Origin of the sequence: Iningainema tapete BLCC-T55, assembly GCF_014698965.1 — a bacterium.
Classification (GTDB): domain Bacteria; phylum Cyanobacteriota; class Cyanobacteriia; order Cyanobacteriales; family Nostocaceae; genus Iningainema; species Iningainema tapete.
The window spans coordinates 72751-98230 of record NZ_JACXAE010000134.1 but is presented as its reverse complement, the minus strand read 5'-3'; the positions used below and the strand labels follow the sequence as shown (position 1 = coordinate 98230).

Here is a 25480-nt window from a genome sequence, read left to right as displayed (position 1 = left end):
ACTATTGTGACTTGTTTGGGCATTTTAAAAAATGAAGCATAATTGCGATATGTAACTGTTATGTGTGTAATTTAATGAACTTTAGTATTCGGCGAACTTTGACAGAAAACTCTATTGAAATACAGCAAATAAAAGGATTTTCATCAGGACAGATTTTCGGCTTAGCATTCCGTATTACTCAGGATATGGAAGTCAAAAGTCTTGTGTGTTTTGATATCTGTATCCTAGCCGAGATTTTAGAACTGCCTTTAGATATTGCCTGTCTTGAAATTACTGTAATTGCTCAGTTGACAGAAAGCTTGGTAAGTGCTTTTGCGCAAAAAAAGCCCTTAAAACGCAATGAAGGGGTATGGCTAACATTCCAAATAGCCTATCTTCAAGCTTTGCATCAAGTTCTCCAACAAGAAAAAAACCTTCAACGCCCTTGGTTTCATCGGGCGATGATATGGGATGGGGGCGCAAAAGGGCAGCTGCAAGATGCGCAACTGCAAGGGCTACTGAAAACTCTCCAGAACGGGAAATTGACTGATACTCAAGCGGAACAAGCACTTTCTCTAGTCGCAGATTCACTTCTGGTGCAACAAATGAATCATGCAGCAGTGGCTTGGTTTGTGGCTAATAGTGCAGAAGAAACGGAAGCTAAACTAATAACGCAGCGTTTGGTAAAAGCACTTCCAGGGTATTTAATTGCTGCGATCGCCAATAATGCCTTACCCTTAGCTCAACTGCAAAAATTTTTCCGTTTGGGAACCTCACTTAGCTCTGAAGCACTTGTAGGGGATATTGACTTACATCGGGAACACTATCGAGCCAATTTGCTCCAAGAACTTAGTGAACCCTTGTTGATGGAATTTTTTGCGCTGACAGATATTTACGTCCCTTTGAAAGGTTTGCCCATAGAAACATCTGGTGTCAATTCAGTTGATTTAATGACATGGGCGCAACAACAGTTAGCTGATTTAGAAACCATTGCTGTCATTGAGTCAGAATCTGGATATGGAAAAACCAGTTTTTGCCGAATTTGGGCGGCTCAAGTAGCAAAGGAAGTTTATCCTACCTGGATGCCCGTACGAATTGACTTACGACAAGTGATACATGGCAATAGTTTAGAGGAAACTTTGAATTCTGCTTTTTCGGGTAATTTTTACCTCAACTTGTCCGTTTCTGTCAACCAGCCCAGGTATCTATTACTACTCGACGGTTTAGATGAACTACCACCCTCTCATCAAGGTACAAGGGCAAAAGCAATTTTTCTACAACAGTTATTAACTCTTCAGCAAGAGTGCCGTCATAAGATTGTGTTAACTAGTTGTTCAAGTGCATTACTCCAAGCTCAAGAACTACAAGGGCAACTAAAGCGAATTACTATCCAACCGTTTGCACAAGATGAACTGAAACAATGGTTTGGACAATGGGCAAAAGTACAATCTTTACCAATTGCACAAAACTTTTTTACGTTCTTAAAACAGCCTGGTGTATTTTCTGTTAAATCCAATTCTGAACTGAGCAATCTTGTTCGTCAACCCTTGATGCTTTACTTATTAGCTGTTTTGCATCGTGACGGACTTTTAGATGATGAAATATTACAATTAGCAGCTAATAATCAAGATACAACACGTACTGCTTTGTTGTGGGAAATTTACCATCGGCTGAGTCAATGGCTGTTGGGTTATCCGGATGGTGGAAGCAAGAGTATGTTCCAATTGTACGGGAGTGGGCATATACATCGTACACCAGAGGCGATCGCCAATCTTCTTCAAGGTTGTCATCCCCAAGAATTACTGGAGAAGATTCAAGCTTTGGCGCTACAAATTTTGCACTCGCAACGTTATCAAGTTAATTTGACTAGTTGCGATAACTTACCAGCATTGTATTTTAGGAAGAGATGGACAAAATCCCAAAATCCGCATTCCCAAGCTCTTGCCAGGGAAAAAGCCAAAATCCAAAATTGTTTAGTTGAATTTGCTCACGAATCGTTGGGAGAATATCTTTGTGCCTCTGGTATTTGTACTGAGTTGAAACGTTTAACTCAGCGTCGGGCTGATGGTTATGGTGAATTGACTTTTGTGCTTGATTCTGGTGGTGTGGCTCTGCGTGTTTACAATTTATTTGGTTACGGAATTCTGAGTCAACAAATTGAAGAGTTTGTGATTGAAGGATTGCGGCGGGAGCAAGGTGAGTTTTCTTTTCAATTGTTGTGCGATCGCCTACTACCTTTTTGGTATGCTTATTGTCGTGGTCGTTGGTTAGATGAAGGGATAGCGCATCAAGCTTGGACTTACTTTCAAGCCGGGGATTTACAGCTAAATGTAGAGCAAGTGAATGCGGCGGTAGGGCTAAATGTGTTTTTATTACTTTGTGCTTGTCATCGGGAAGCAAAATCTCCTTTTTTCCCCTGTGGAAATCCCACTTCTCCTACAGGATTTCAACCGGAAGCATTGATGATGCTAATTGGTAAAATTACAGTTTTATCTCCTGATAAATTTGCTGAGCGTACATTCTTAAAATCCCTTGCTTTCCTCAACTTATCGTCTATTTATTTACCACAAGTTATGCTGAAGTCAGCAAATCTTGAACACACTAATTTATCTAATGCTGAGTTAAGAGAAGTAAATTTAGCTGGTGCAAATCTACAGTCAGCAAATTTACAAAATGTCAATCTTTCTGGTGCAAACCTTACAGGGGCAAATCTTGTTGATACTAATCTTTCTGGTGCAAACCTCACTGATGCAAATCTTACAGGCGTTAAACTCGATTTAGTTAATCTTACTAACGCCTGTTTGTTTCAAGCTATCCTTTCTGAAGATAGTAGAGAAACTGCTTTAGTTCAGGGGGCTGTTTTTTCTCTAGAACAATTTTCTGCTTTGAAAATACTGTTACATCAATCCCCGCTGCTGACTGCCAATAGCACAGAAAATAAGGCTACTTGGTTGGGGCAACTTGGCATGGGCATAATTGAAAGTGTAGAAGGTGAACCCATGAGCACAAATTTATCCGATGATTATACTGATGATGAAACAGTTTTCAACCACAACCCTACTGATGAAATGTATTGATTGCAGATTGATCGCAACTACAAAAAACTAACTTTCTTTTAAGTTACGATTGCCGTAAAAATTAATACTATAATCTGTAATCTTTACTCCTGTTTGTTCTTCAATTTGGCGAACAAATTCCTCTGGCAGATTCACATGGACATCTATAATTTGGTTTGTATCTAAACAGTGAACATGGCTGTGAGAATCACTGATATTGCCATATAAACGTCCGTCGCAGCGCTCAATGCACTCAATTATACCTTGAGTTGATAACGCTTCTAAATTTTGATATACAGAAGTATGACCGATCGCCTTGCCTTGCTGGTTAAGACGATCATAAATTTCTCTAGCCGATAGATGCTCTTGTTCACGCCAAAGCAGTTCGAGAATAAAGCGCCGTTGACGACTGACACGCATACCTAATGATTGACACTGCTCTAGAGCATCTTCAAGGGAACGAATTGGTTTTGTCGATACCGCTTGTTTTTGCATATTTTAGTCTTTTAATTTGGGGAGATTTTGCCCTTGAGAAAGTTTGTTATTTTATATATCTAAAGGTTTTACACCTCATATTTCTCATCTAGCTGTGTTTTTGCGCTTGTTTGCTGTATGAATTACCAGCTAGGGTAAAAAAAGTGTTTGCATTTTATGACAGTTGCGTTGACACACCTTAATCTAAAACAAACTCATTACAACTTTAGCTTAAAATAGCCATAAACGTCCACTTGCGGCTGGGTGTTGTATCATCAGTCATTGAGATGTAGCAGATTGAACTCTAGTAGGCGAGTAATCATGGCTGTTCGGGAACTGACACCAAGCTTGACAAAAATACGGCGGATGTGGGTGGCGACTGTCCAAGGGCTAATGTGTAGGCTGCTACCAATCAATTTATTGGGAAAACCTTGTGCAACTAATTTGGCGATCGCCTGTTCGCGGGGACTAAGGTTAATTTTTTCTTGAGATTGAGGACAACAACGTACTAAACAGTAGTGTACGCCATCTACATCAGATTCCAAAATTACTTCATTCACCATCAGTTCATTAATGGGAAGTAGCTTGCTCTCTTGAGAAGTTGCAACTTGTCTAACTAGACTCTGCAATAGTGCTTCTTGATCTAACTTCAAAACAGCCTGATGCTCAGTTGGAGTAACTTTGCTCTTGTTTGAGGTTTTCATTGCTACTACTGATCCTTGAAAGTTTACTAAAAATTTATTCAAACTATGAAACAAATATTACGCAATCAATACATAAATTTTTTTTAAGTCATAAATTCATTACAGCTATTACAGAAAACTTATGCAATGACCCCTATGGGTACTATTAGTTTGCTAGCAAAAATAGATTAATCTAACCTTTTATAACAGACCTTTAACAGCTAGAAACCCGGTTTCTTGAAGAAACCGGGTTTCTGTTGTAGCTCAAATGAGCTACCAAAAATGTGTTTCCTCAAAAAAAGTGACTGGTGATTAACTTGCAACAGCAGTTATACCTGGAAACTGTAAGCATTCTCATCCAAGGAGTGAAAAAATGTTGGACGGAGAAACCATGCAACATGAATTTGAAAACGAATTTGAAGACGAATTTGAAAGTGAATACTCTAACGAGTTTGAAAGTGAGTATGAAAATGAAGAATTTCTTGGCTCAGTAGGTAATATGTTGGGCTTGGGCGAAGGCGAGTATGAAAACGAGTATGAAAGCGAAGAGTTCATTAAAATTCGCCAACTAGGTCGCAAACTATTTCCCGTACTGAAAAAGATAGCACCAATAGCTGCAGGCGCTGTGGGTACAGCTATTGGTGGTCCGGCTGCTGGTGCAGCACTGGGTGCGATCGCTCGTCAGTTAGCAAGAGAAAGCGAATCTGAGTACGAATTAACCAGCGAATTTGAGAGTGAGTACGAATGGACTGGGGAAATGACGAGTGAGTACGAGTACGAGAATGTACCACAATATGAAGCTCTCACCGAAGCTCTCGCAACTGCTGCTAGCAAAGTGGAAAGCGAAGCCGAAGCTGAAGGCTACGCCGGGGCTTTCACTGCCAGAATTATTCCCCTCACTTCACCTGCTATACGCCAAGTTACCCCCCATCTGATTCGAGGTTCAGTTCTCTTAACACGCACCTTACGTAAATCTCCCTCGACTCGTCCACTGGTAAAAGTAATTCCTTCAATTGTTGATAGAACGAGCAAAACGCTTGTGAAGCAGGCAAAAAAAGGACAGCCCGTTAATCCGCGAGTTGCAGCCCGTGTAATGGCTGCTCATACCCAAAAGGTATTAAGTAATCCCACCACTGTTGCTCAAACTTTGATGCGTTCTTCTCAAGAAGGACGCAAAGCTAAAAAGCCTGCTCCAACTAAAAGAGCAATGAGTAATTAAGAATCGTATTCCATCAAGGAGAAGTAAAGCTATGTATCAATATGAATTGGAAAATGGTTTAGACCGAGAATTTGAATGGGAATTTGAGAATATATCGGAAAGTGAGTATGAAAATGAAGAATTTTTAGGCAACTTATTGAGCAAAGTTGCACCCAAGGCAATTAACGCTGTTGGTAGCTTACTTGGTGAGGGAGACAATGAATTTGAGTTTGAGAATGAGCGAGAACCATTTTTGGGAACAATTGGTGGTTTGTTAGGTGAGGGTGAATACGAGTTTGAAAGTGAGTTTGAATTAGCTCAGGCAAGCGAGTATGAAACTTTGATGGAACATTTGGGACACATGGCAGCTAACAGTGAGAGTGAAGCTGAAGCTGAAGCTTTTCTGGGTGCATTAATTCCCCTAGCCGCTAAACTATTGCCGGGAATCGCTAAAGCTGCTGCTAGTAAAATCATCCCCAAAGTAGCACCAAGACTGATTCAAGGGGCAGCGAAAATTGGACGCTCTCTGTACCGCAGTCCTACCACCCGTCCACTGCTGAAAGCTATGCCACGGATTGTACAAGGTACGGTGGGTAATTTGGCTCGTCAGGTGGCGAAGGGTCAACCAATTACACAAAAGTCTGCTGTACAAACTTTGGCGCGTCAAACTGCTCAGGTTTTGGGTAAACCGAGAGTAGCTGCTAATGTCATGAAGCGATCGCGCGTGATTCACAGCAAAAAGTGTTGCCAATGCCGTCGAAACTCCAGAACGTAGGGTTTATAACCACAAATTTGGAAAAAAGTCAAGCTTGATATCAAAAAAAGTTATGAACGGACTGTTTGAAACGCTGACTTTAGAAAACGCAGCGGATGATTGGGGTGATTCGAGCAACGTGGCATCTAGGTTGTATCAAACTACTAGTCCCAGGACTACGTTCGTAGAACCACCAAATCTAAACCCTTGGTTGCGGGTACAGGCGCTGAATGTCACCAGGCACGCAGCAGCATTGCGTCCTTTTCGACACAACGAGTTTGGTATAGATCCCGCTAGTCCCAGCGATGCCCATATTGATGCGGTAAATCAACTAATTCTTCAGTTGCGATCGCATTTGCAGCAAGTCTCAAAAACAGTGGCAAAAAGCGCTGATGAGGCAATTCACAATCCGGATACCGCTTTGTTGCAAAAACTAATCAGCCACAAAGATCGGGCGCATAACTTGGTACGAGCGATTGAACAAATTTGGGATTTCTATTTCGAGTTGTTCGGACAAAGACAATCTCAATTTGGTAACTGGTTGTTAGCGTGCGATCGCATAGCCTTAGATTGCTATCAATATATATACATGGGTTTGGGGAAAGCCAGATCAATTCCTGCCCCAGCGCCATTTTCCTACATGAAAACTGGCTTTTCTCCAGCAACCTTTCGGCGCGGCATTCCCCTCACCAAACTCAGTCAACAGATTAATCCCTTTCCGTTAATTCAACTGCCCTATCATCGGCTAGTCAATCCGTGGACATTAGGGGCAATATTGCATGAAGTTTCCCATAACCTGCAAACAGATTTAAAACTGCGGCAGAAAATTCCCCATGCAATTGCCAAGCGTCTCATGCAAGCCGGGATGAGCAAATTTGTTGCTGCCACTTGGACTCGTTGGCATAGCGAAACCTTTGCCGATATGTCTGGGTTATTACTGGGTGGTCCTTATATAGTAGCTTCACTGATGGACATTGCCTCTCGTTCTCCCCAAGCTACCCTTCATTTCCACCCAGGAGCACCACATCCCATCCCTTATCTACGAGTTTTCATCAGCACCGAGTTACTGCGCCGGATGGGTTTCTTAAAAGCTGCCAACAACTACAACAGTATTTGGCAGAGTATTTATCCTAACCCCCGTGCTGGTAATATTCCTGAAGAAATCTTGGCAACTTTCAGCAAAGCTAATCGTTTAGTAGTTGATACTATTTGCTACACCCCATACGACGAGCTTGGCGGTAAAACCTTAGCTGAGGTAACAGGATTTAAACGACAGCATCAGTTAATGATTGACGAAGCAGGAGAACGGCTAGCGGCGGGGAACGATCCGGGAATAATTCCCGAACGGTTTTTAATTGGGGCGTCGAGATCGGCACTGGATAGGCGATTAGCAGAGCCGAAAGTAATTACGCAAAACTTCTATAAGGCGCTGGCAAGGAGATAGAAAACAATGACAAATTATCGAATTCAAGGTAAAGTTTCAAAGAATTCAACCGTTGAGGTAGGGGTAAGAGTCGAGGCGTGGGATAAACATGAGAAATTAGATGACCGCCTTGGTAGCGATAAAACCAATTTAAGTGGTATTTTTGAAATCGAGTTTTCCGACGAAGATTTCATTAATGATAGTGAAGAAATAGACTGGATACCAGATGTTTATTTTGAAGTTTATCGTGGTAAAGAATTACTGGGTCACACTGTAGAAGTAGACTTTCCTGGTATTATTTGGAAATATAAACTTGTTGTATTTGAGCAGTCTCAATTGTTCACAAATCTCGTTTTACCTGTGCAGTTGAATGGAGAAAAAACTGAATACTCAATTACTATTGAGAAAGCAGGGATAGTTCCTGAAATAGTAAACCCACCCAACACAGTAAATGGATTTCAAGAGTATAAAGATCAGGTAATTGATATCTTACCGACAATAGAGCAAGTTGCTCCAATTTACTCAAGCCGTAATGCAAGTTTAGTTCCTACGGATACTACTGGAGGTTCTTTACAGCAGATTTTAGACAACGCTCTAGGTCAAGTACTGTGTAGAAATCCTCAAGATGACCCAAAAGCACTCGTAGATTTACTAAATAAAACCTTTACTCCCGAAGAAATTAACGGACGCATCACATATAAATGGACTCCTTGCGGCTATAGCACTACCCAAACTGAATTAGGGGGAACAGTGAGTGGGGCGCAAGCTAGCCTTTACCATCGTGCCAAAACTTTGCTAGATGATGCTTTACGGCTACTAGATAAACTTTATCCGCTTAATCCTGCTGCTGATTTACAGAATATGGAAGCTGTGCGTTCAGTTATCCGCACTCAGATAGTTGAGTTAATTAATGAGTTGGGAACACAAGGTGGACCCCGCGCACAACGAGTGGAAAGTTTGTTCCAACTACTATTAGGTGATGCAAATAATGATTCCGATGAGAATGGCGGTCAATTAAAAGACTTGGCTGATATTTTTGGACTGTTGCGATCGCGTGTTAACAACGTTGATGAAGAACAAAACTTCAGCAATTTCCTGATTATCAGAGACTCTCTAATTTCTACCAGAACTAGTTGGAATGCCTTTATTGAAAATACAGGTGGTGGCGCTTATTTAGGAACACAACTGGTATTGTTATCTCAAGCTTTGTCAGTTGTTGCCGAATCAGTTCAAGAAACATATCGGATTATGGACAGTGTTTTTCTCGGTCCTGCTGAGAGACAAGCTGTTTGGATTGATTTCACCAAAGCCAGACAAGAACCAAAAACTCCTCTACTCAATGGCGATGCTAGATTAGGAGTTACATCGCAAAAAGAACAAGACAAAGATCCAGCATTTACTTTACCAGATGGAACTAAAGTAACAGTAGGTGAAGCTAAACAATTAACGCCAGCTATGACGTTAGAAAAATTGTTGTCATGGGCATTAAGTTGGACAACAAAAGAAGCACCAACTATTGCAATTGCTGGTGGCAAATTAGGAATCGCAAAATCTATCGTCGAAACAGCAACTAGATTAATGATTCTTGTGCAAGCTGCTTCTTTTGTGCGTGTTCCCAACAGTGCCTATCAGCGCGAGGGTGTACGCCGTGCGATGAGAGATTTGGCATTCCAGTTGTATCAAGTCCAACGTCTGGCAATGGAACTGATTCCACCTTTAACTAGTGACAGAATGCCAGATGCAGATGATGTAAAAGACTTATTAGAAGATATCCGATATTTGTTGAAAAATCCCGAAGGAAAGAAGTTTATTAGCCAAATATTTAACCGCAGAAACGGTTAGTAATTAGCAATTATAGCAATCCAATCTGAATTGTGAAATTCTATTACTCTCTCTTTCCTCAGCGTCCTTTGCGTCCTCTGCGGTTCAAAAAAAAATCAACTTCACCAACTATTTAGGAACGCCATAGTTATTAGTTCATAACACACAACTAACGACTAATAACTAATAACTAACAGCTAGGAGACTGATTATGTCAACGACAGGAGAAAACCAAGATTTATACGATCGCTTAGCGGCTTTAAAAGAAACCCTTGCAGACAGACTCGCGCCGCAACTAATCCAGAACCCACAATTAGCTGATGCACTAACTCAGCAAATTGAGGATATGCTCTCTCAGGTGTTAGCAAGCCAAGCACAAATTGCGCCACCACCAGATGGAGGATTAGCCGAGTTAATTGGTATCGGTAAAGACGCTGCTAGAAAAGTAACAGCAACTCGCCTACCCCAAGGCGTTGAAGATTACGACGAGCAAGTAGCAAGCGATCGCATTCTCGCAGTTGCCGATTTATACTATCTCTACCAACATGAGAAAGTCGGTGTATTTCGTGCCGTGCGCAAACTGCAAGAACTTTTCAACGCTGGCGCAGTCAGATTATCTAACGGTGATGGTGCTTACGGTTTGTATCGTTTTGATCGACGTAGCGTTTTACGCTACACCCAAAAAGAGCGGATGCAAACCTATCGCAGAGTATTAGGTTATACCACTGTCCCGCCCATGCTCAACGCCAAACCAAATACGCAATTTCACACGTTGTTCACTAATTTCATTAACAATGTAGCTGAGTTCTGGCGTGATAAAAGAATCTCGGATGTCATCCGTGAACGTGCGTATGATCCCAGTTTTGGTAGTATTGCCACTGTACGCCGTGGCGGTTTAGACTTACGTAATAACCTCAAGTGGTCTTCCTACGGTCATGTTACCGTGTTGCGGGTAGAAGTACTGCAACTACTGGAAGAAGCCTTCAAAATCTTGGGTGCAGATGATGTTAAGAGAATCTTTGGTGCAGATAATGCTTGGGATGTAGTAGAAGAAATCATGCTGCGCTACTTCAAAGAAGATGTAAATGCTTCTCAACGCCATCGCATGGCAGTTGCTGGGCGTGCAATTATTCGTTGGTTAGCGCAAAAATATATCCTCAATACTTCACGCGCTGAGTTTGAAGCCTTACTACGAGAAATTGCTGATGTTGCCGAAGAATGGCTCACCAGTGCGGAAACTTTGGGTATTGCTTTCCGTGGTCATACGCAAAGGGTAGTTCCTTTTGAACCTCGTAACAATGGTCATAGAGGTTTGAGGAGTGCGGGACAGGGCTAGACATTGTATCTTTATTACTAGAAACCAAATATGAGTTACCTACTTGACCAGGAGCTATTTGAATCCTCGGAATTCGAGGATGAGGATGAGTTCAACAGAAGGGGACAAGCAGGACGTAACCCTGCACAAAAGTTTGCTGCGTACCTCAAGCGACAAGGCTTTTTACCAACTTCACATTTTGCTCAACGGTTCTTGAAACGTGTTTTGTCTAGGGGTGTTCGGTTTGATCCAAGCACGTTCAAAAGCGAGTTCTTAAAGGCTAAACACTATCGACAAACGCGATCAAGTTACAATAAGCGCTTTACTATTGTACGCGGTGTTCCCATTGTCTATCGACCAGGGGGTGAAAACGGTAATCGGATTGTGTTGATCACTACGTTGGCACAAGGAGACAAAGTACCACCGATGATACCGACTGCACCACCGCATCAGCGCGAGACAGAGGCAGAACTACAGCAACTGTTGGAAGTTGACAATTTTGAACAGGGAATGGAACCCTCCTTGCGAGAAATTGAACATATGGTTGGAGCCGCTGGAGAAACTGATCTCATACCGCTTAAGGATGCTCCAAACAAAATTAAGAAGATGAGATGGCAACGGGGCATATATGTAATTTTTCATAAGCAAAATCGCGTATATGTTGGAAAGGCAATTGATATTCCCAGACGGATTAGGGAGCATCGATTATGTCTGACTCACTTGAAAATTCCTTTGGTAGATTACAAAGTGAAAGTATTTCATTATCCAAATGCAAATGAAAATACCCTCTTAGCAAGAGAGCGAGAATATCGCCAAAAATATCCTCGTGTATTCAGCCATTTGAAAGACACTGAAATGGAAGATTTAACGGAAGCAGAATTTGAGCAGTTTCTGAAATCTCATTACACTGAAAAGGAGAGAGTTGATATGCTGTAGAGGGGAGCGATCGCTCAGAGTTTTTTTATATGGCAACACTAGGCCTTACATAGAGTGCAGTATGAATTTTGTCTGCTTGTGGGATGGGCATCTTGCCCGTAAGAGTGAATTTTCTGAGCAGGCAGGATGCCTGCCCCACAAGAATCTTAACTTAGGTTGACATAGCTAAATATTTAATTTAGTTTTATCAAATGATTAAAGAAATTTTGTCAAGTGTTGCATCAGATCGGAGGCTTGCATGACACCCTTGATCCGACTAGCAAGTTCCCCATCCACAAAAACAAGTGTCGTCGGTAAAGCCTGAACTTGGTATTGAGACGCTAATTGAGGATATTTCTCTGAATCAATTTTGACCACTTGGATGCGCGAGCCCATCTGTGCTTTGACTTGATCTAGTATCGGTGCCAACGTCTTACAGTAGCCACACCAAGTTGCATAGAAACTAACTAACACAGGAGTATTTGTGTTTGCGATCAGTTCTTGAAAGTTGGAAAATTGTTTTTTAATACTCATGCTTGCTCTGAATTGTACTGATAGGGAAAACTAAAAAAAATTATACAAATTATACTAGCACGCTCCGTTTGCCAACTTTGACGAGGGAAATCACATCTCCCTTGTTTATACTTTAATTTTGCATGGCTATTTGTAATTCTTTAAGAAGAATTGTATTTCCTTGTTGTTGCGCTAAGCTAAGTGCCTTTTGTAGGTCATTTCTGGCTATTTCATTGTTCCCTAACCTTTTATAGGCAAGCCCTCGATTGTAGTAAGGTTCAGGATAACTAGGCTGCATTGTCAAGGCTTGGTCGTAATCTTTAATTGCGTCTTGATATTGTTCTAGAGCATAATAAGCATTCCCTCGATTGTTAAATGCTTCGGGTTGTTGGGGCAAAATCTCTAAGGATTGATTATAATTTTCGATGGCTTCTTCGTATTTCTTTAGCTGATAATAAAGATTGCCTATATTATTGTAAACCTCAGCAAATTCAGGGTTAATCTCAATTGCTGTATCATAATCTTCAATTGCTTGTTGATAATCTTTTATAGTACAATAAATACTTCCTCTATTGTTATAAGCTTCAGCATATTTTGGATTTAGATTAATGGCTTGATCGTAATCGGCGATCGCCTGTTGATATTGTTGCAATGCATGATAGGCATTGCCGCGATTATAATAAGCCTTTGTATATTCAGGATTAATATCAATAGCTTTGGTATATTCGTCAATAGCTTGTTCATAATTGCCTAGCTGATAATAAACATTGCCAATATTATTATATACTTCAGCATAATCAGGCTTTAAATGAATCGCTTTAGTATAAGCTTCAATTGCTTTTTGATAATCTTTTTGATGGAAAAACTGATTTCCTAAATTGTAATAATTTTGCTCCGACTGAAAATCATTTTGAGAGATGACACTTTGGCTTTCAAGCTCTGCCAAATTTTCTTGATTATGATTTTCTGTGAGTTCCTGTGATGCCTGTGTTTCCAACTGAGAATCATTCATATTTGTAAAATTTTGCCTTTCTTTGAGTTCTTGTGAAACCTGTGTTTCCAACTGAGAATCATTCATATTTGTGAAATTTTGCCTTTCCAAAGTTTCTTGGTTGTATTCCTTTTGAATATTTTTTAATTTTTGTTGTTGAGATTGAGAATTATACCGTCGTTTAAATATCAAAACTGAAAATAATAGTAAAAACAAAACAGTGAAGACAATAAAAAAACTAACCATAGTAAAGTTTATCCTGGAAAAATAATTTCCGTCCAGTGAAACAACTGATTTAATCATTTCCGGTCATTGTCATGAAATATAATAAAATATTTGGGTTTTATAAATAAACAACAGGACTAAGAAAGCTAACCTTCCCTGTTAGCAAATCCCTAGCCCTGTGACATTCAGCTAAATGGAGGTTATTTCTCTTGCCGTTACGACTCTGGAGCCGTAATTATTGCCTAAGCCAGACTTGCATCAAGAACCTTAACTTTCCTGAGTTTTCAAACTATGAAACTATCGTCCATTCAACAGTGAGTTCTTTATCATTGTCCTTGTAGTAACCTGGTTGGTCGTTGTTGATAAAGTACAATCTTTCGCCTGGTTGCAAAGTAATTTCCCGCTTTAACTGCTCACCATAAGCAACAGGCTTGTACTTAAATTCGCCCCCCTGATTTTCAATTTTGAACGCAACTAGCATTGCTGGGCGAATTTCGGGTTCTGTAAAGAGCATATCTCCCTCTGCTGTCTCTTTAGAGGTCATGCTTTGATTGCCTTCACTACCTACAAGCGCATTAAACTCATTAGGACCATAATTCCACTTGCCCTTAATATCAAGTTTTACTTTAATCGGTTTGTCTTGATCGTTAGCAATATAAGGTAACTTGCCGTTATTCCAAAGTGTGCGAACAAATTCCTTTCTATCAGTGATTGTATCCTCACTATTTTGTAAACCAGCGTTTGCATAAACAGTGAGTTTATAACTTCCAATCTGAATTGTATTAACGGGACAAGCAGGACTGGCATCAATTTCCTCTACTTTGCGAACCCGACGAATCAGAACAATCTCCTCTTCGCGTCTGACAATGGTACGGACTGGAGCAACGCAAACGATGTCATTTCCAGGGTTACGTCCAAAACTATCGAAGCTTAGGGACTCAAGGTTTAGTGAAATAAGTTTGCCAAAATCCGAATTTTGAGAACTCATAAATTTCTCCATAAACATTTTATTTTTAGACAGAGAAAACCTGAAATTTTCTCTTCAAGACTACATTTGTCCTCTTGTTGAACCTAACTCAACTGAGTGGTGTTGACTGGACAAGCTGGACTTGCTTCAATTTCTTCTACCTTACGAACTCTGCGAATAATCGTAATTTCTTCTTCTCGACGGATAATACTGCGGATGGGTGTGACGCAGACAATATCCCTTTCGGGATTGCGTTCAAATGAGTCGAAGGTTATTGCATCTATAAATGATGGTATAAGTTGGGATGGTTTTGAGGTGTTTGGTATTGGACTAAGTGGAGTATCAGGCGTTTTTTCTGGTGTTTCTGATTTCAACTGTAGTGAGGTATAGAAACAACAGTTGGAGTCGAAGGTATGCCGCTCTGCATAGAATATTCTCAGGTCATACTGTTGCCCAACTTGCAGAACCAGTTCTAGATTTTCGTCGGCATGCTGAATACCTAAATCATCTCTAACTCTCAGTGCCAACGTAGTTGATTTATTTCCAGCGCGGTTTTTCGGGTTTGTCAGTCTCAAATCAATCTCTTGCTCTGCTGCTTCATGAAGTCCCCCGAGATCAATAACCAATTTGCCATCAATGAAAATCCACAGGTCATCATCCCCAAAAAATTTAAAATATTCTGTGCCCTGATAAGTAAAACTTGTGACTGCCTCAAGAGTGAAATGGTAATTATGTTGTTTTGAGCGTTGATCAAAACGAAACCTTCCTTCCACATCTTCCCTACTAAAGGGTCTTCCATCCTCATGCTTCAGAACACCCTCATTTTTTTCTATTACTTTGCGACCAATTGGAGTTAATTGGTGCTGACTATCCAAAATTTCCTCATATAGAGTACCAAATATTTCTTGCTGCCCATCTAGGGGAAAAAACGAGTAACTCTCAAATTTATAGTTGCCATTACCAGTATGTTCTAATACCAGTGGATACTTAAATGATTTATTTACACCGGGAACATCTCTATACCACTGATCGAAATATTTTGCTTGACCTGAGGTTGATAGATGGTAATGCTGAGAATTATAAATTGGCTTATTGTCAGCACTTAACTGGACTTGCACGATCTCTTTGTCCGGCTTGCGTAGATCATCTCGATTCCACAGTGTGAAACGGTCTGTCTCAAAATCAGGATGGTCGGCTCGAAAGTCTCGAACGATCGCATTGATAGTTATTTTATCAGGGTGATCACTCATCGCTCTGTTTCTTTACTATATTAACTTATTAAGTAAAATAATTTTAACTTTTTTCTAAAGATGCACCAGTTGTGTACATCATCAACTCCTAAATGACTAGTGTGACTTTGAACAACTGATGCACATTCTCTAAGCAGGCTAGATAGTTCAACTCTTGTTTCGGCTTAACTCTTGCTTTCTGGTTTTCACAAGCCAATTCCTGCTCTTTGTTGTTCGGCTGGTGCACCTTCTAGTTGAACCTGGCTCAGCTGAGTGGTGTTCACTGGACAAGCTGGACTTGCATCTATTTCTTCCACCTTACGAACCCGGCGAATCAAAACAATCTCTTCTTCTCGTCTGACAATGGTGCGGACTGGAGCGACGCAAACAATGTCGCTTCCTGAATTGCGACCAAAATCATCGAAACTTAAAGACTCGATATTTAGCGAAACTAATTTGCCTGAATCAAAATTTTGAGCACTCATAAATCTCTTTTTTGTAGTTGCTTCAGATCATTGAGTTTGATTAGGTTGGTGCACCCTCTAGTTGAACCTAACTCAACTGAGTTGTGTTCACTGGACAAGCTGGACTTGCATCTATCTCTTCAACCTTACGAACTCGACGAATCAGAACAATCTCTTCTTCTCGTCTAACAATGGTACGGACTGGAGCCACACAAACGATGTCGTTTCCTGGGTTGCGTGCAAAACTATCGAAACTTAAAGACTCGATATTCAACGAAGCCAATTTGCCTGAATCCGAATTTGTATAATTTTGTTCGCTCATCTATTTTGTTCCTGTTGAATGTAAACTTTTTAAATCTCTTGTTTAAGATATTAGCACAAATCACTATAATCTAAGATACTTTCATTAAAGAAAGTTTACATATCAAAAAATGCAAGACTTATGCAACTGGAATCGCAAAGTGTTTCTTAATATTTATCCGACGGGGTATGAAGAAACCACCATCGGTAGCCTCTTCATACCCCTTAATGTCATAATTTTATGAATGACTGTCTTTTGCGATCCAGTCAAGTAAACAACTTAATCTAAATCATTAAGTTCACCAACTTTTATCACTGAAACTGTCACATCTCCATCGTTATCCCCAACTTCAACATCAAAAAAGAAGGCACACAGTGTTGAGGTTTCTGATACTGCTAAGGTCAAGGTATCGTCATAACCATTCAAAGTTGACCAGCCTGCAGGAACCTCTATATTAGTTTTTAGATTCTTGAACTTACCACCATAAATCCAGAGCATTACTATGGGTTCACCCTTCTGAACATCGCCTTTAACGTAATCAAAAGAACCTTTGCGAATTCTGATAACGTGAATCCCTGGCTTTAGTTCTGTGTTAACTCCTGTGTTTTGAATCTCAGTCATACGCTGAGAAAAGAGGTGGTAGCAGTTCTTTTTACTGTTAACCACTAAATCTGTAATATTAGTTGTTTGAGTTGTTGATTGATTTGCAGTTGTCATTGTTTTTAATTCTTATGGAGAATGTAATGGTGTAGAATTGTGTTTTCATTACAAAAAAATGCAACGGGTAACAGGTAACAGAGATTCTCTGTTCTTTGTTTTCCGTAAAGAAAATGCGCGTTATCGGCTATAATTGAGTAACCTTTTTAGGTCTGGTTATCCTTTAATACAAATTTTAAATTTGTTATTAAGGTTCCCATTTTTTTAGAGCTTGGTTTCTCTGTTTCAAGACAATTTACAAAAAAGATTTTTATGCCGTAAGAAGGCAAACTGCTCGAATGAGACGCGGGGCGCTTCGGAAAAATAACTTCCAAGTTTCAATTCCACACTTTCTAGTCTGGACTCCCTGTTATTTTTGAATTCAATTTTCTAAAGTACAGTAAATCAGCATCAAAAATGCTGTTCTTTATATACTTTTAAGATTTTTTTCCTGTAAATATTATGTCTTGACTTTTCCCTCCAGGTTCTTTAGCAACATACCAACCCTCAGAGAGGTCATGTAATTCTAACCAACCCCTCCAGAGAATGTTGTGTCTTTACAAATAACTTGTAAGATGAAGCAATTGTAGACTTCAGTATATTCACTTAATTGAAAAGTTTTTGTATCTTTACATAAGATTGGGAGAAAAAATCCGAAAAATCAAAACTTAAGATAGTAGAAATCATCAGACATACCAGCAAGCTTCACTTCAAGCTTGATATCTGCTGGTAATTTAGCGCATTGTATGTAAATATACCTAAAAACCGATAAAAAGGACAAAAATATGAACACTGGCAATAATAATAACATGTCCACTGGAAGAACACAACCAGAAATGCCATCCATAAACATGGACACACCACCCCGTACAAGTGAAATGCCCAGCAGCGAGATGAACTCCAGTGGTGTAGGGCAGATGCAAAACGTGCTTGTCGAAATACGTGTACCCAAAACTCAAGGCGCAATGGGCGCATCTGGGGTGATTTCTGAGATGAATGTTACTAGCTTTCAATTAGATACTAGTTACGAACCCGTACCAGTCAGTTCTGCTAGTGAGCAAGCACCAAGTTTGATGGGTAGCAATGAAGAGACTATGATTGTGCGTGGGGTGATTGAAGAAAGTCAAATCCCAGACTTGGAGGCACAGTCAAACGTAGTAAAAGTTTATAAAGATACGCCAATTGCTCCCTTCGATTCAGAGGTAGTTGATCAAGATTTGGTCATGCCAATGGATGAAGCTGGTAATTGTCCAATTGGTACTTGTGATTGTTCGCCTACAACACCGAAAGGAGCGATCGCTGATGTTGCCAAATATTTTGGTGTAGATCAAATCTGGGCGGCTGGCTACAAAGGTCAAGGTATAGTTGTTGGCGTGGTGGATGGTGGAATTACGGCTGAAGGTCGCGAAGTGGCTGTTGGTGAAACGATTCGCCGCATTCCCAACGTCATTGGTGGTCCCGCATTTGACTGGGGGACAAAAGCAAAAGCTTGGAATGAACATGGTAACATGTGTGCCACTGATGTTCTAGGTATGGCTCCGGAAGCCAAAATATATGATTGTCGAATTTCCGGTGGCAATTCCATATCCAATGCTTTGAAAGTATTTGAATGGGCAATCAACCAGCATAGAACCGATGGCACTCCCCAAATTCTGACTAATAGTTGGGGTATATATCAAAAAAGTTGGGATGACTATTATGCCACAAATCCCGATCATCCCTTCACCCGCAAAGTAGTAGAAGCTATTAACGAAGGTATTTTGGTGTTATTTGCTGCGGGTAACTGTGGCGGAGCTTGTCCGAGTGGTAGATGTGGCGGTGATGCCGGACCTGGTAAAAGTATTTGGGGAGCTAACGGACATCCGTTAGTGATTACAGTGGGTGCTGTCAACAAAGATGAGCAGTTTGTTGGTTATAGTAGTCAAGGACCTGCAGCGTTAGATCCTAACAAGCCTGACTTTTGTTCAATTACTCATTTCCGGGGTTACTTTGGTAGTGACAATGGCACTTCTGCTGCTACTCCCATTGCTGCTGGTGTAGCAGCGTTGTTCAAGCAAGCTAAACCAACTCTTACTCAAGAGGAATTAAAGGACGTTCTTAAGAAAACAGCTAAAGATATTGGTCCTGTTGGTTTTGATCAACATTCCGGTGCTGGCATTATTCAGCCCAAAGCTGCTCTAGACTTAATAGTACCGCAGTTACCAGTATGGCATGGGTGGGAGAATTTAGGTGGTAACAGTTTTTCTGCGCCTGCGGCTGCTTCTTGGGGAAAAAATCGCCTTGATGTTTTTGCGATCGCTGCTGACAGTGCTGTATATCAGAAATCATGGGATGGTAATGTTTGGAGTGAATGGCAAAGTTTAGGCGGCTTTAGCTTGTCTGCCCCTGCGGCTTTTGCTTCCACAAACCGGATCGATACATTTATTATTGGTCAACAACGCCAAGTACTGCGTAAGTCGTGGGATGGTAAGGCTTGGAGTGATTGGGAAAACTTAGGCGGTTTGTGCAAACAGGGTGTAGCTGTTTCCTCTTGGGGTGCTTTGAGACTTGATGTATTTACCATCAGTGCTGACAACGCTGTGTGGCACAAGTTTTGGAATGGCACTGTTTGGAGTGAATGGCAAAGTTTAGGCGGTTTTTGCTTATCTGCTCCTGCGGCTGTGTCTTGGGGAGAAAACCGCATTGATTTGTTTGTGATTGGTGGCGATCGTAGTATATACCGGAAGTACTGGGATGGTACATCTTGGAGCAGCAACTGGGAAAACTTAGGGGGTTTGTGGTTCTATTCTCCCGCCGTCACTTCTTGGGGTGCGAATCGATTAGATGTGTTTGCTGTTGGTACTGATAACGCCTTGTATCGTAAGTACTGGGATGGTACATCTTGGAGTACTTGGGAAAACTTAGGTGGCACATGCGTTTCTGCTCCCGGCGCTGTTTCTTGGGGACTCAACCGTATCGATACTTTTGTGATTGGTGGCGATAACGCTGTGTATCGCAAGTGGTTTGGTTGATTCAAATCATCAACAGAGTATTTGACATCTTCCCCGCTAACCTTTGTAGGTGTAGCGGGGAATCCTCATAAATTTAGTAATTTTTCAGCAAAAAGTAAGTAGTAAAATTGAAGCATCCTCCAAAATACGTGTGAAAGGGATGAGCAAGCTAGTATTAGAAATTCCTGAAGACTTAGCGGATGCGTTGCGAGTACCGCCTGATGAGCGCCTTTCTCGTGTGCGTCAAGAGCTTGCCCTGCGATTATATCAAAAAGGTCTACTTTCCTTTGGCAAAGCTCGTGAGTTAGCTCAAATGAGTAAATGGGCATTTCATGAATTGTTGGGTACTGAAGGTGTAGTTCGCAATTATGATTTAGAGGAATTAGAAGCTGATTTAGCAACATTGGAGTCTTTAAGTTGAAGGCAATATCCAATTCTTCTGTTTTAATTGCCTTGAGTAGGATTGGGCAACTTTCGCTGTTGAACGAGAGATTTCCACAAGGAGTATTGCTACCTGAAGCAGTTTGGCACGAAGTGGTGATGTCTGGATCTGGTCAACCAGGAGCCGAGGAAGTAGCTTCGGCTACAGGGTTTACAGTAAATAAAGTAGCCAATGAGTCTCTGGTTTCGCTGTTGCGGATAGAGTTGGATGCAGGTGAAGCTGAAGCTATAGCCCTCTTCAATGAAGAACCAGTGGATGCGATTTTGCTGGATGAAAAGAATGCTCGTCGAGTGGCTCGGCGACTCTGTTTACCAATTTTAGGTACAGTAGGTATTCTAATCTGGGCTAAACAAACTGGACTCATACCTAGTCTAAAAGAACAACTTGATGCTTTGCAAAATCAGGGAAAGTTTCGTTTAAGTAATTTGGTTTATCAAGAGTCTTTGAATAAGGTTGGAGAATAACAGGGGTAGCAGAAGTCTGTCAATTAAGCACTTAAGCCTGATAAGTAAAAAATTTCAGCCATCGCTAAGGAACATTAGGAGGCTGCTGAAGTTTATTAAGAGCATCTTGAATTTTTCGTTGGTCATCATCATATAATATTATAGCTTTACTAAAAGTCTCTTGAATCTTTTTAGCAACTTCCCGTACTCGTTTTTGACCAACCTCATCCTTTTGTTGATTAAAGAGTAGCACTGCTTGCTGTAAATCCTGGATTATGTCATGACCATCATCCCGAAAAACATAAAAAATTTTATTTTTCTCTCTAATTTCTAGAAATCTACTCATACTAAAGCGGGTAATACCCCGATTTAAGTATGCTAGAGCAAAGTTAGGCTTGAGACGAATTGCTTGGTCAAAATCTTTAATTGCTCCTTCGTAATCATTGAGATTAGATTTGGCAATTCCTCGCTCATTGTATGCTTCAGAATTGGTGGGAGCAATTTTTAATAATTTATCAAGAGATGTGATTACTTCCTTCATATCTCCTACTTTTATATATAGTTGTGAAGCTGTTAGGAAGTCTTTAATAGCTTTATCTTTATTTCCTGTATCAAGATAGTTTTGACCACGCTTCAAATAAATATTAGCAGATATTTGAGCATTTAGTTCATACTTTAAGGCTTGGTTGTAATCGTCAATCGCTCCCTGCTTATCTTTTAAAATAAGACGGAAATCTCCTCGGTCATCCCTGAGCCAGAACTTGCGCTATCGATTCTAACCGTAATTTCTTCAGCAATTTTGTCAATTTGCTCCACCGTTAGTGGTGTCTTTGCTTGTGGCGGCTCTTGATCAGATGGCTGTTGCGATTGAAACGGTACACAGCCAGCCCCAGCAATCATCAACACACCGAGCAACAAACTCAGTATTTTCTTTGAAAATCTCATCTACCAATTCCTTTGAGGCTCAACTGAATCTGTGTCTAAGTGTTGTTTCACATTAATATATATTCGTTCAGTTTCCTCCAATGGCTTTTTAGTCTTGTCATCTCGGATATCAAAGATATGTTGAACCACCTCCGCAGGTTTTTCATCCGGTTTGAGAGTGAACAACAGCCCATTATCAATGCAAGGCGATTTTTCGTCAGGAGCAACACAGACTACATTTTCACCATTGAGGCGATCGCTCGTGATATAGTTCAAAAACCCTTTGTCATACAAGGTTTGAAATCTTTCCGATACCTTTTGACAACGAGTTTGAGGAGCTTGCCCTGCACGGCTGAAATAATCAGACCATGACTCCGAATAAACACGATTTGTACGAAATAGTTCGGAAAGCATAACAGTGATTGAAAAACTGCGGCAAGATGGAGCGATCGCACTTTGACTACTCATACAACAGAAAATCCACAGTAAGCTAAGATAATGGCGTATGTTATTGAATTTGCTGAGTCCGTCAAAGAGCAACTCAGGACTTTATCTGCACTCCTAGCGAACTATAGTAATAGAGTCTATTGAGGAGCAACTGGTATATGAACCTTTAACCGAAACCCGTAATCGTAAGTTGCTGCGCCCAAACCCAATTGCACCTTGGGAATTACGAATAGGCGATCTGCGTGTTTTCTATGAGGTTGCGTCAGAGGAGCCAGATGTAGTAAGGGTACTCGCAGTAGGTCGAAAAGAAGGAAACAAACTAACTATTTCAAGTCAACAGGTGGAACTAGAATGAAAACAATTGAACTTTCTACAGCATCACAGTCCTTATCCGCTTATGCACAGGAGTTCGATGATGAGATGATTGTTTTGACGATGCACGGTAAAGCGATCGCTGCGGTTGTTTCTCTCAAAGAGCTTGATCCAGAATCCTTATCTCTCAGCATGAATCCAGAGTTTATGGCAATTATCCAAAAGGCAAGACAAGAGTTTAAAGCAGGGAAAAAACTGTCACTAGAGGAAATGAAGCGAGAAGTTTTGTAGTGATTAGCGATCATTTCTTTAACAGGCGCGTTTCTTCGAGATGTTACGCCGTTGTCATCAAAGAGCGATCGCCAACTAAGAAAGAACTACGTACAACTCTTAGGCGCTGTCTAGGCTTAATTATTCTGTCTAACTAGCAACTTGAATTGAGATCGCTTCGTCCTCTAAAATAGATATATCAACTGAAGATAGTACTTTGGGATGCATCTGTTGTAAGTCACACACCACAACTTTAGCGTCCTCATTACTCAATGTGTAATATTCTGTCAAACTTCCAATAGGATAATTAAATTCTCGATAGCGGTGCTTGAAATACAGTTCTACATTCCCTCGGTTCTCCCAAGTTCCTAGCACTTCAATAGTAATAGTTTGATAATGTGCGCGTAAATCCCTTTCTACTTCTTTCTGTCTCTCCTCGATAGGTCTTTGAGTTACTCCTATCTTATAAATAGTTCCTAAATTTGTTTGAATTTTGAGAAAATATAATTTACATGATAGGATGCGTTTAAGTTGAGCGCGGTACAGTTCCAAATCTGTAATTCTGTATTGTAAGTCAAGGGCATTTTTATGTAGAGCGTGTTCAACAGCTAGCTCTAGTTTCAATAGCTTTTTGAGTAATAATGGTTCCTGAACTTCATTAAATAATGTTAACTCTAACGCTCCTACAGGAATTTTACCTAAATTTGTAAATTCGTATTCTGGAGGGATAGTATAGACATTTTTTCGCAACAAACCAGTTTTGATCAATTCTGAAGAAACTAAGTCAGAACAAATAGAGTAGTTTTTAGAACCATACTCTTTCCAAAGTAGTTTTAATTGCTTCAAATCTTTGCCTGATAACTGTATGTTGAAGTTATCATATAGTGGCAGAACGGGAAACTCACGGTTTGCTACCCGATGGCAGGTAACTTCTGTATGAGCAAAGTGATGCTCTTTTATCTTGCCTTTTTTCGCCGTTAGTCCACCGCTACAATACGGACATTTAAGCGTGGTTTTGCCTTTGGGAACATCTTCTATACTTACTAATGTCCCCATTTTATCCACGCCATATTTCAACCACATCAACAATACCTTGATATTTAAAAACCTATAACTTTATAATTAGCAAAAAATTTAGTATTTGTGTACTATGATAAATATGTACTGATGACAAGTTGATGCGCGTGCCGTTGTCATCAATAAATGTAGCGACAATCCCAGAAAGCTGCTAATGTAGATTGTCGATCGCACTCTTGTTGCTCACCTCGTAGCTACTGTTTCCATGACAATCACGATCGCACTCAACACTAACACCATTAACTCCTTAGATCTTTCCCCTGTAACCACAGTGATTGAAAAACTGCTGCAAGATGGGGCGATAGCATCCCACGAACAAGAACTAAAATTTGATATTAACTATGAGTTGGAACCAGGCGATCCACGGGAACTTGCCGAAATCCCAGAATTAAGGCTATGGTTTGTGCGCTTGGATGCTCGCTACCCTTGGCTACCATTTTTGCTGAATTGGAAATCTGGAGAATTTGTCCGTTACGCCGCCATGCTTGTACCCCACCAATTCAGTGCTAAAGAAGGCATTCAATATAATCTCGAAGCATTAGAAATCTTTTTAATGCACAAGTTATTTGTTTTAACTGATTGGCTAAAACAGCAGGGAATTCCTAGTCAGTTTAGGATTCAATCAATGGCACAACTGCTTGGTTATGAATTAGAGGATGCCTTATTCGAGATGATAGTTGACGGTTAACTATAGAGACGCCCCGTCGGGGCGTCTCTACATTTATCACCGAATCCGGCAGATTAAATTTAAAGCAGTATTAAAAGCATGTTCAACCGCTTTAGATTTACTAGGTAAAGCAGATAGCCAAATGCGGTAATCGTTGTATTCCAGTATGAAATTGGCTAATTCATCTATCCTAACTTTGTGTAGTACATCATATTGGGCTGATTCAAAATCTTTTAAACTCCCACCATTTTCCATAACTTCTCGTGCGGCTTGAATAAATCCATCAAGTACTACTTGCATGTATTCTTTGCCAACACCTTCTGCAAAAACTGATGAGGATTTAAATGCCTTAAATTCTTCCAACAGAAGACTGGCAATCTGTTGAGCATCTGCACAATGCCAACTGCGAGGAAGTAAAACATCTAAATACTCGTCTGGATGACATTGACATTCAAGATATTCATTAATATCTACAGCAACTTGAACTAGTTTTTTTCCACAAAATAATTCCTCCAAAGGATTTGTACTAGTATCGATAGATGAGTCACGGAATACATGTTCTTCACCTGGGGGACATTCATACACAAGATAAGTCCAAATCCCTGAATTATTTACATCAATTTTGTCAACCTGGTAGAAAGTAATTGTTCCATCTTCTTCGCACTGTTCGTATGCGCTTTGTACCTGATTAAATTTAGAGTAAGGTAGCGTATTTGAGCGCATAATTTGTCTAAAAATGCTAGTGAGATGATGTGGTTGGCTTTCTACTTGGACGTAACGTTTTGCGTTACTAATAAAGCCATGTAAACAAATCGCCATTTGTTTTTCCTTTTGAGAGTTCATCACGTTCTTTGTAGATGCACTAGCCTTTCAGCAAGAGGGAAGTGAAGGAACACGGAACATG

The 25480-nt window shown here is 40.4% G+C and carries 27 protein-coding genes; 13 read left to right on the top strand and 14 right to left on the bottom strand.

Going from position 1 to position 25480, the window contains the following annotated elements; translation table 11 throughout:
* The first annotated feature begins 74 nt into the window (after nucleotides 1–74).
* Complete coding sequence (locus ICL16_RS43865) at nucleotides 75–3056, top strand: pentapeptide repeat-containing protein (protein WP_190838911.1); 2982 nt, start codon at nucleotides 75–77, stop codon at nucleotides 3054–3056.
* A gap of 27 nt (nucleotides 3057–3083) precedes the next feature.
* Here ICL16_RS43865 and ICL16_RS43860 read toward each other — a convergent pair whose 3' ends face one another.
* Together ICL16_RS43860 and ICL16_RS43855 are read right to left on the bottom strand one after the other, a co-directional pair.
* Nucleotides 3084–3530: a Fur family transcriptional regulator gene (locus tag ICL16_RS43860; RefSeq protein WP_190838909.1), complete on the bottom strand. Its 447-nt coding sequence runs from the start codon at nucleotides 3528–3530 to the stop codon at nucleotides 3084–3086.
* Between the two features lie 254 nt (nucleotides 3531–3784).
* A complete protein-coding gene (locus ICL16_RS43855) occupies nucleotides 3785–4213 on the bottom strand; it encodes a response regulator transcription factor (protein ID WP_202896001.1) in 429 nt (142 codons plus the stop codon).
* A gap of 352 nt (nucleotides 4214–4565) precedes the next feature.
* Here ICL16_RS43855 and ICL16_RS43850 point away from each other — a divergent pair, with 352 nt between their 5' ends.
* From ICL16_RS43850 to ICL16_RS43825, 6 genes are all read left to right on the top strand, one after another.
* Entirely contained in the window at nucleotides 4566–5411 is an 846-nt protein-coding gene (locus tag ICL16_RS43850; protein WP_190838907.1) for a hypothetical protein, read from the top strand.
* 31 nt (nucleotides 5412–5442) lie between these two features.
* Nucleotides 5443–6165: a hypothetical protein gene (locus ICL16_RS43845; RefSeq protein ID WP_190838905.1), complete on the top strand. Its 723-nt coding sequence runs from the start codon at nucleotides 5443–5445 to the stop codon at nucleotides 6163–6165.
* Between the two features lie 52 nt (nucleotides 6166–6217).
* Entirely contained in the window at nucleotides 6218–7588 is a 1371-nt protein-coding gene (locus tag ICL16_RS43840; RefSeq protein ID WP_202896000.1) for a hypothetical protein, read from the top strand.
* A gap of 6 nt (nucleotides 7589–7594) precedes the next feature.
* Entirely contained in the window at nucleotides 7595–9409 is a 1815-nt protein-coding gene (locus ICL16_RS43835; RefSeq protein ID WP_190838902.1) for a hypothetical protein, read from the top strand.
* Nucleotides 9410–9599: 190 nt separating this feature from the next.
* Nucleotides 9600–10724 carry a hypothetical protein gene (locus ICL16_RS43830; RefSeq protein WP_190838900.1) on the top strand — a complete coding sequence of 375 codons (1125 nt, stop codon included), beginning with the start codon at nucleotides 9600–9602 and terminating at the stop codon, nucleotides 10722–10724.
* A 30-nt stretch (nucleotides 10725–10754) separates the two neighbouring features.
* Complete coding sequence (locus ICL16_RS43825; RefSeq protein ID WP_190838898.1) at nucleotides 10755–11639, top strand: GIY-YIG nuclease family protein; 885 nt, start codon at nucleotides 10755–10757, stop codon at nucleotides 11637–11639.
* 195 nt (nucleotides 11640–11834) lie between these two features.
* Here ICL16_RS43825 and trxA read toward each other — a convergent pair whose 3' ends face one another.
* From trxA to ICL16_RS43790, 7 genes are all read right to left on the bottom strand, one after another.
* Nucleotides 11835–12152: a thioredoxin gene (gene trxA / locus ICL16_RS43820; RefSeq protein ID WP_190838895.1), complete on the bottom strand. Its 318-nt coding sequence runs from the start codon at nucleotides 12150–12152 to the stop codon at nucleotides 11835–11837.
* A 112-nt stretch (nucleotides 12153–12264) separates the two neighbouring features.
* Nucleotides 12265–13425, bottom strand: coding sequence for a tetratricopeptide repeat protein (locus ICL16_RS43815; RefSeq protein WP_238361218.1), 1161 nt, complete (start codon nucleotides 13423–13425; stop codon nucleotides 12265–12267).
* Between the two features lie 211 nt (nucleotides 13426–13636).
* The gene (locus ICL16_RS43810; protein ID WP_190838890.1) at nucleotides 13637–14335 is read right to left on the bottom strand and encodes a hypothetical protein; all 699 of its coding nucleotides are present in this window, start codon (nucleotides 14333–14335) and stop codon (nucleotides 13637–13639) included.
* Between the two features lie 83 nt (nucleotides 14336–14418).
* Nucleotides 14419–15564, bottom strand: a complete 1146-nt coding sequence (locus ICL16_RS43805; RefSeq protein WP_190838888.1) for a fibro-slime domain-containing protein — start codon at nucleotides 15562–15564, stop codon at nucleotides 14419–14421.
* 185 nt (nucleotides 15565–15749) lie between these two features.
* Nucleotides 15750–16028 carry a hypothetical protein gene (locus tag ICL16_RS43800; protein ID WP_190838885.1) on the bottom strand — a complete coding sequence of 93 codons (279 nt, stop codon included), beginning with the start codon at nucleotides 16026–16028 and terminating at the stop codon, nucleotides 15750–15752.
* Between the two features lie 67 nt (nucleotides 16029–16095).
* Complete coding sequence (locus tag ICL16_RS43795; RefSeq protein ID WP_190838883.1) at nucleotides 16096–16329, bottom strand: hypothetical protein; 234 nt, start codon at nucleotides 16327–16329, stop codon at nucleotides 16096–16098.
* A gap of 258 nt (nucleotides 16330–16587) precedes the next feature.
* On the bottom strand, nucleotides 16588–17025 hold the full coding sequence (locus tag ICL16_RS43790; protein WP_190838881.1) for a hypothetical protein: 438 nt from the start codon (nucleotides 17023–17025) through the stop codon (nucleotides 16588–16590).
* A gap of 764 nt (nucleotides 17026–17789) precedes the next feature.
* Here ICL16_RS43790 and ICL16_RS43785 point away from each other — a divergent pair.
* From ICL16_RS43785 to ICL16_RS43775, 3 genes are all read left to right on the top strand, one after another.
* Entirely contained in the window at nucleotides 17790–20015 is a 2226-nt protein-coding gene (locus ICL16_RS43785; RefSeq protein ID WP_190838879.1) for a DUF8189 domain-containing protein, read from the top strand.
* Between the two features lie 139 nt (nucleotides 20016–20154).
* Nucleotides 20155–20415, top strand: a complete 261-nt coding sequence (locus tag ICL16_RS43780) for a UPF0175 family protein (RefSeq protein ID WP_190838877.1) — start codon at nucleotides 20155–20157, stop codon at nucleotides 20413–20415.
* The gene (locus ICL16_RS43775) at nucleotides 20412–20900 is read left to right on the top strand and encodes a PIN domain-containing protein (RefSeq protein WP_190838876.1); all 489 of its coding nucleotides are present in this window, start codon (nucleotides 20412–20414) and stop codon (nucleotides 20898–20900) included. Before ICL16_RS43780 ends, ICL16_RS43775 begins: the two co-directional genes overlap by 4 nt.
* A gap of 64 nt (nucleotides 20901–20964) precedes the next feature.
* Here ICL16_RS43775 and ICL16_RS43770 read toward each other — a convergent pair whose 3' ends face one another.
* The 3 genes from ICL16_RS43770 to ICL16_RS43760 form a co-directional block, all read right to left on the bottom strand.
* The gene (locus ICL16_RS43770; RefSeq protein WP_190838873.1) at nucleotides 20965–21516 is read right to left on the bottom strand and encodes a tetratricopeptide repeat protein; all 552 of its coding nucleotides are present in this window, start codon (nucleotides 21514–21516) and stop codon (nucleotides 20965–20967) included.
* Between the two features lie 80 nt (nucleotides 21517–21596).
* The gene (locus tag ICL16_RS43765; RefSeq protein ID WP_190838871.1) at nucleotides 21597–21824 is read right to left on the bottom strand and encodes a hypothetical protein; all 228 of its coding nucleotides are present in this window, start codon (nucleotides 21822–21824) and stop codon (nucleotides 21597–21599) included.
* The gene (locus ICL16_RS43760) at nucleotides 21825–22271 is read right to left on the bottom strand and encodes a COP23 domain-containing protein (protein ID WP_190838869.1); all 447 of its coding nucleotides are present in this window, start codon (nucleotides 22269–22271) and stop codon (nucleotides 21825–21827) included.
* A 169-nt stretch (nucleotides 22272–22440) separates the two neighbouring features.
* Here ICL16_RS43760 and ICL16_RS43755 point away from each other — a divergent pair, with 169 nt between their 5' ends.
* A complete protein-coding gene (locus ICL16_RS43755; RefSeq protein ID WP_190838868.1) occupies nucleotides 22441–22605 on the top strand; it encodes a hypothetical protein in 165 nt (54 codons plus the stop codon).
* Nucleotides 22602–22853 carry a hypothetical protein gene (locus tag ICL16_RS43750; RefSeq protein WP_190838866.1) on the top strand — a complete coding sequence of 84 codons (252 nt, stop codon included), beginning with the start codon at nucleotides 22602–22604 and terminating at the stop codon, nucleotides 22851–22853. Before ICL16_RS43755 ends, ICL16_RS43750 begins: the two co-directional genes overlap by 4 nt.
* Before the next feature lie 129 nt (nucleotides 22854–22982).
* On the opposite strand, the gene ICL16_RS43745 is transcribed toward ICL16_RS43750, so the two are convergent.
* The gene (locus ICL16_RS43745) at nucleotides 22983–23915 is read right to left on the bottom strand and encodes a GIY-YIG nuclease family protein (protein WP_190838863.1); all 933 of its coding nucleotides are present in this window, start codon (nucleotides 23913–23915) and stop codon (nucleotides 22983–22985) included.
* A 199-nt stretch (nucleotides 23916–24114) separates the two neighbouring features.
* On the opposite strand from ICL16_RS43745, the gene ICL16_RS43740 reads away from it, so the two are divergent.
* A complete protein-coding gene (locus tag ICL16_RS43740) occupies nucleotides 24115–24597 on the top strand; it encodes a CRR6 family NdhI maturation factor (protein WP_190838861.1) in 483 nt (160 codons plus the stop codon).
* Nucleotides 24598–24633: 36 nt separating this feature from the next.
* On the opposite strand, the gene ICL16_RS43735 is transcribed toward ICL16_RS43740, so the two are convergent.
* Nucleotides 24634–25395 carry a hypothetical protein gene (locus ICL16_RS43735; RefSeq protein WP_190838859.1) on the bottom strand — a complete coding sequence of 254 codons (762 nt, stop codon included), beginning with the start codon at nucleotides 25393–25395 and terminating at the stop codon, nucleotides 24634–24636.
* Between the last annotated feature and the right edge of the window lie 85 nt (nucleotides 25396–25480).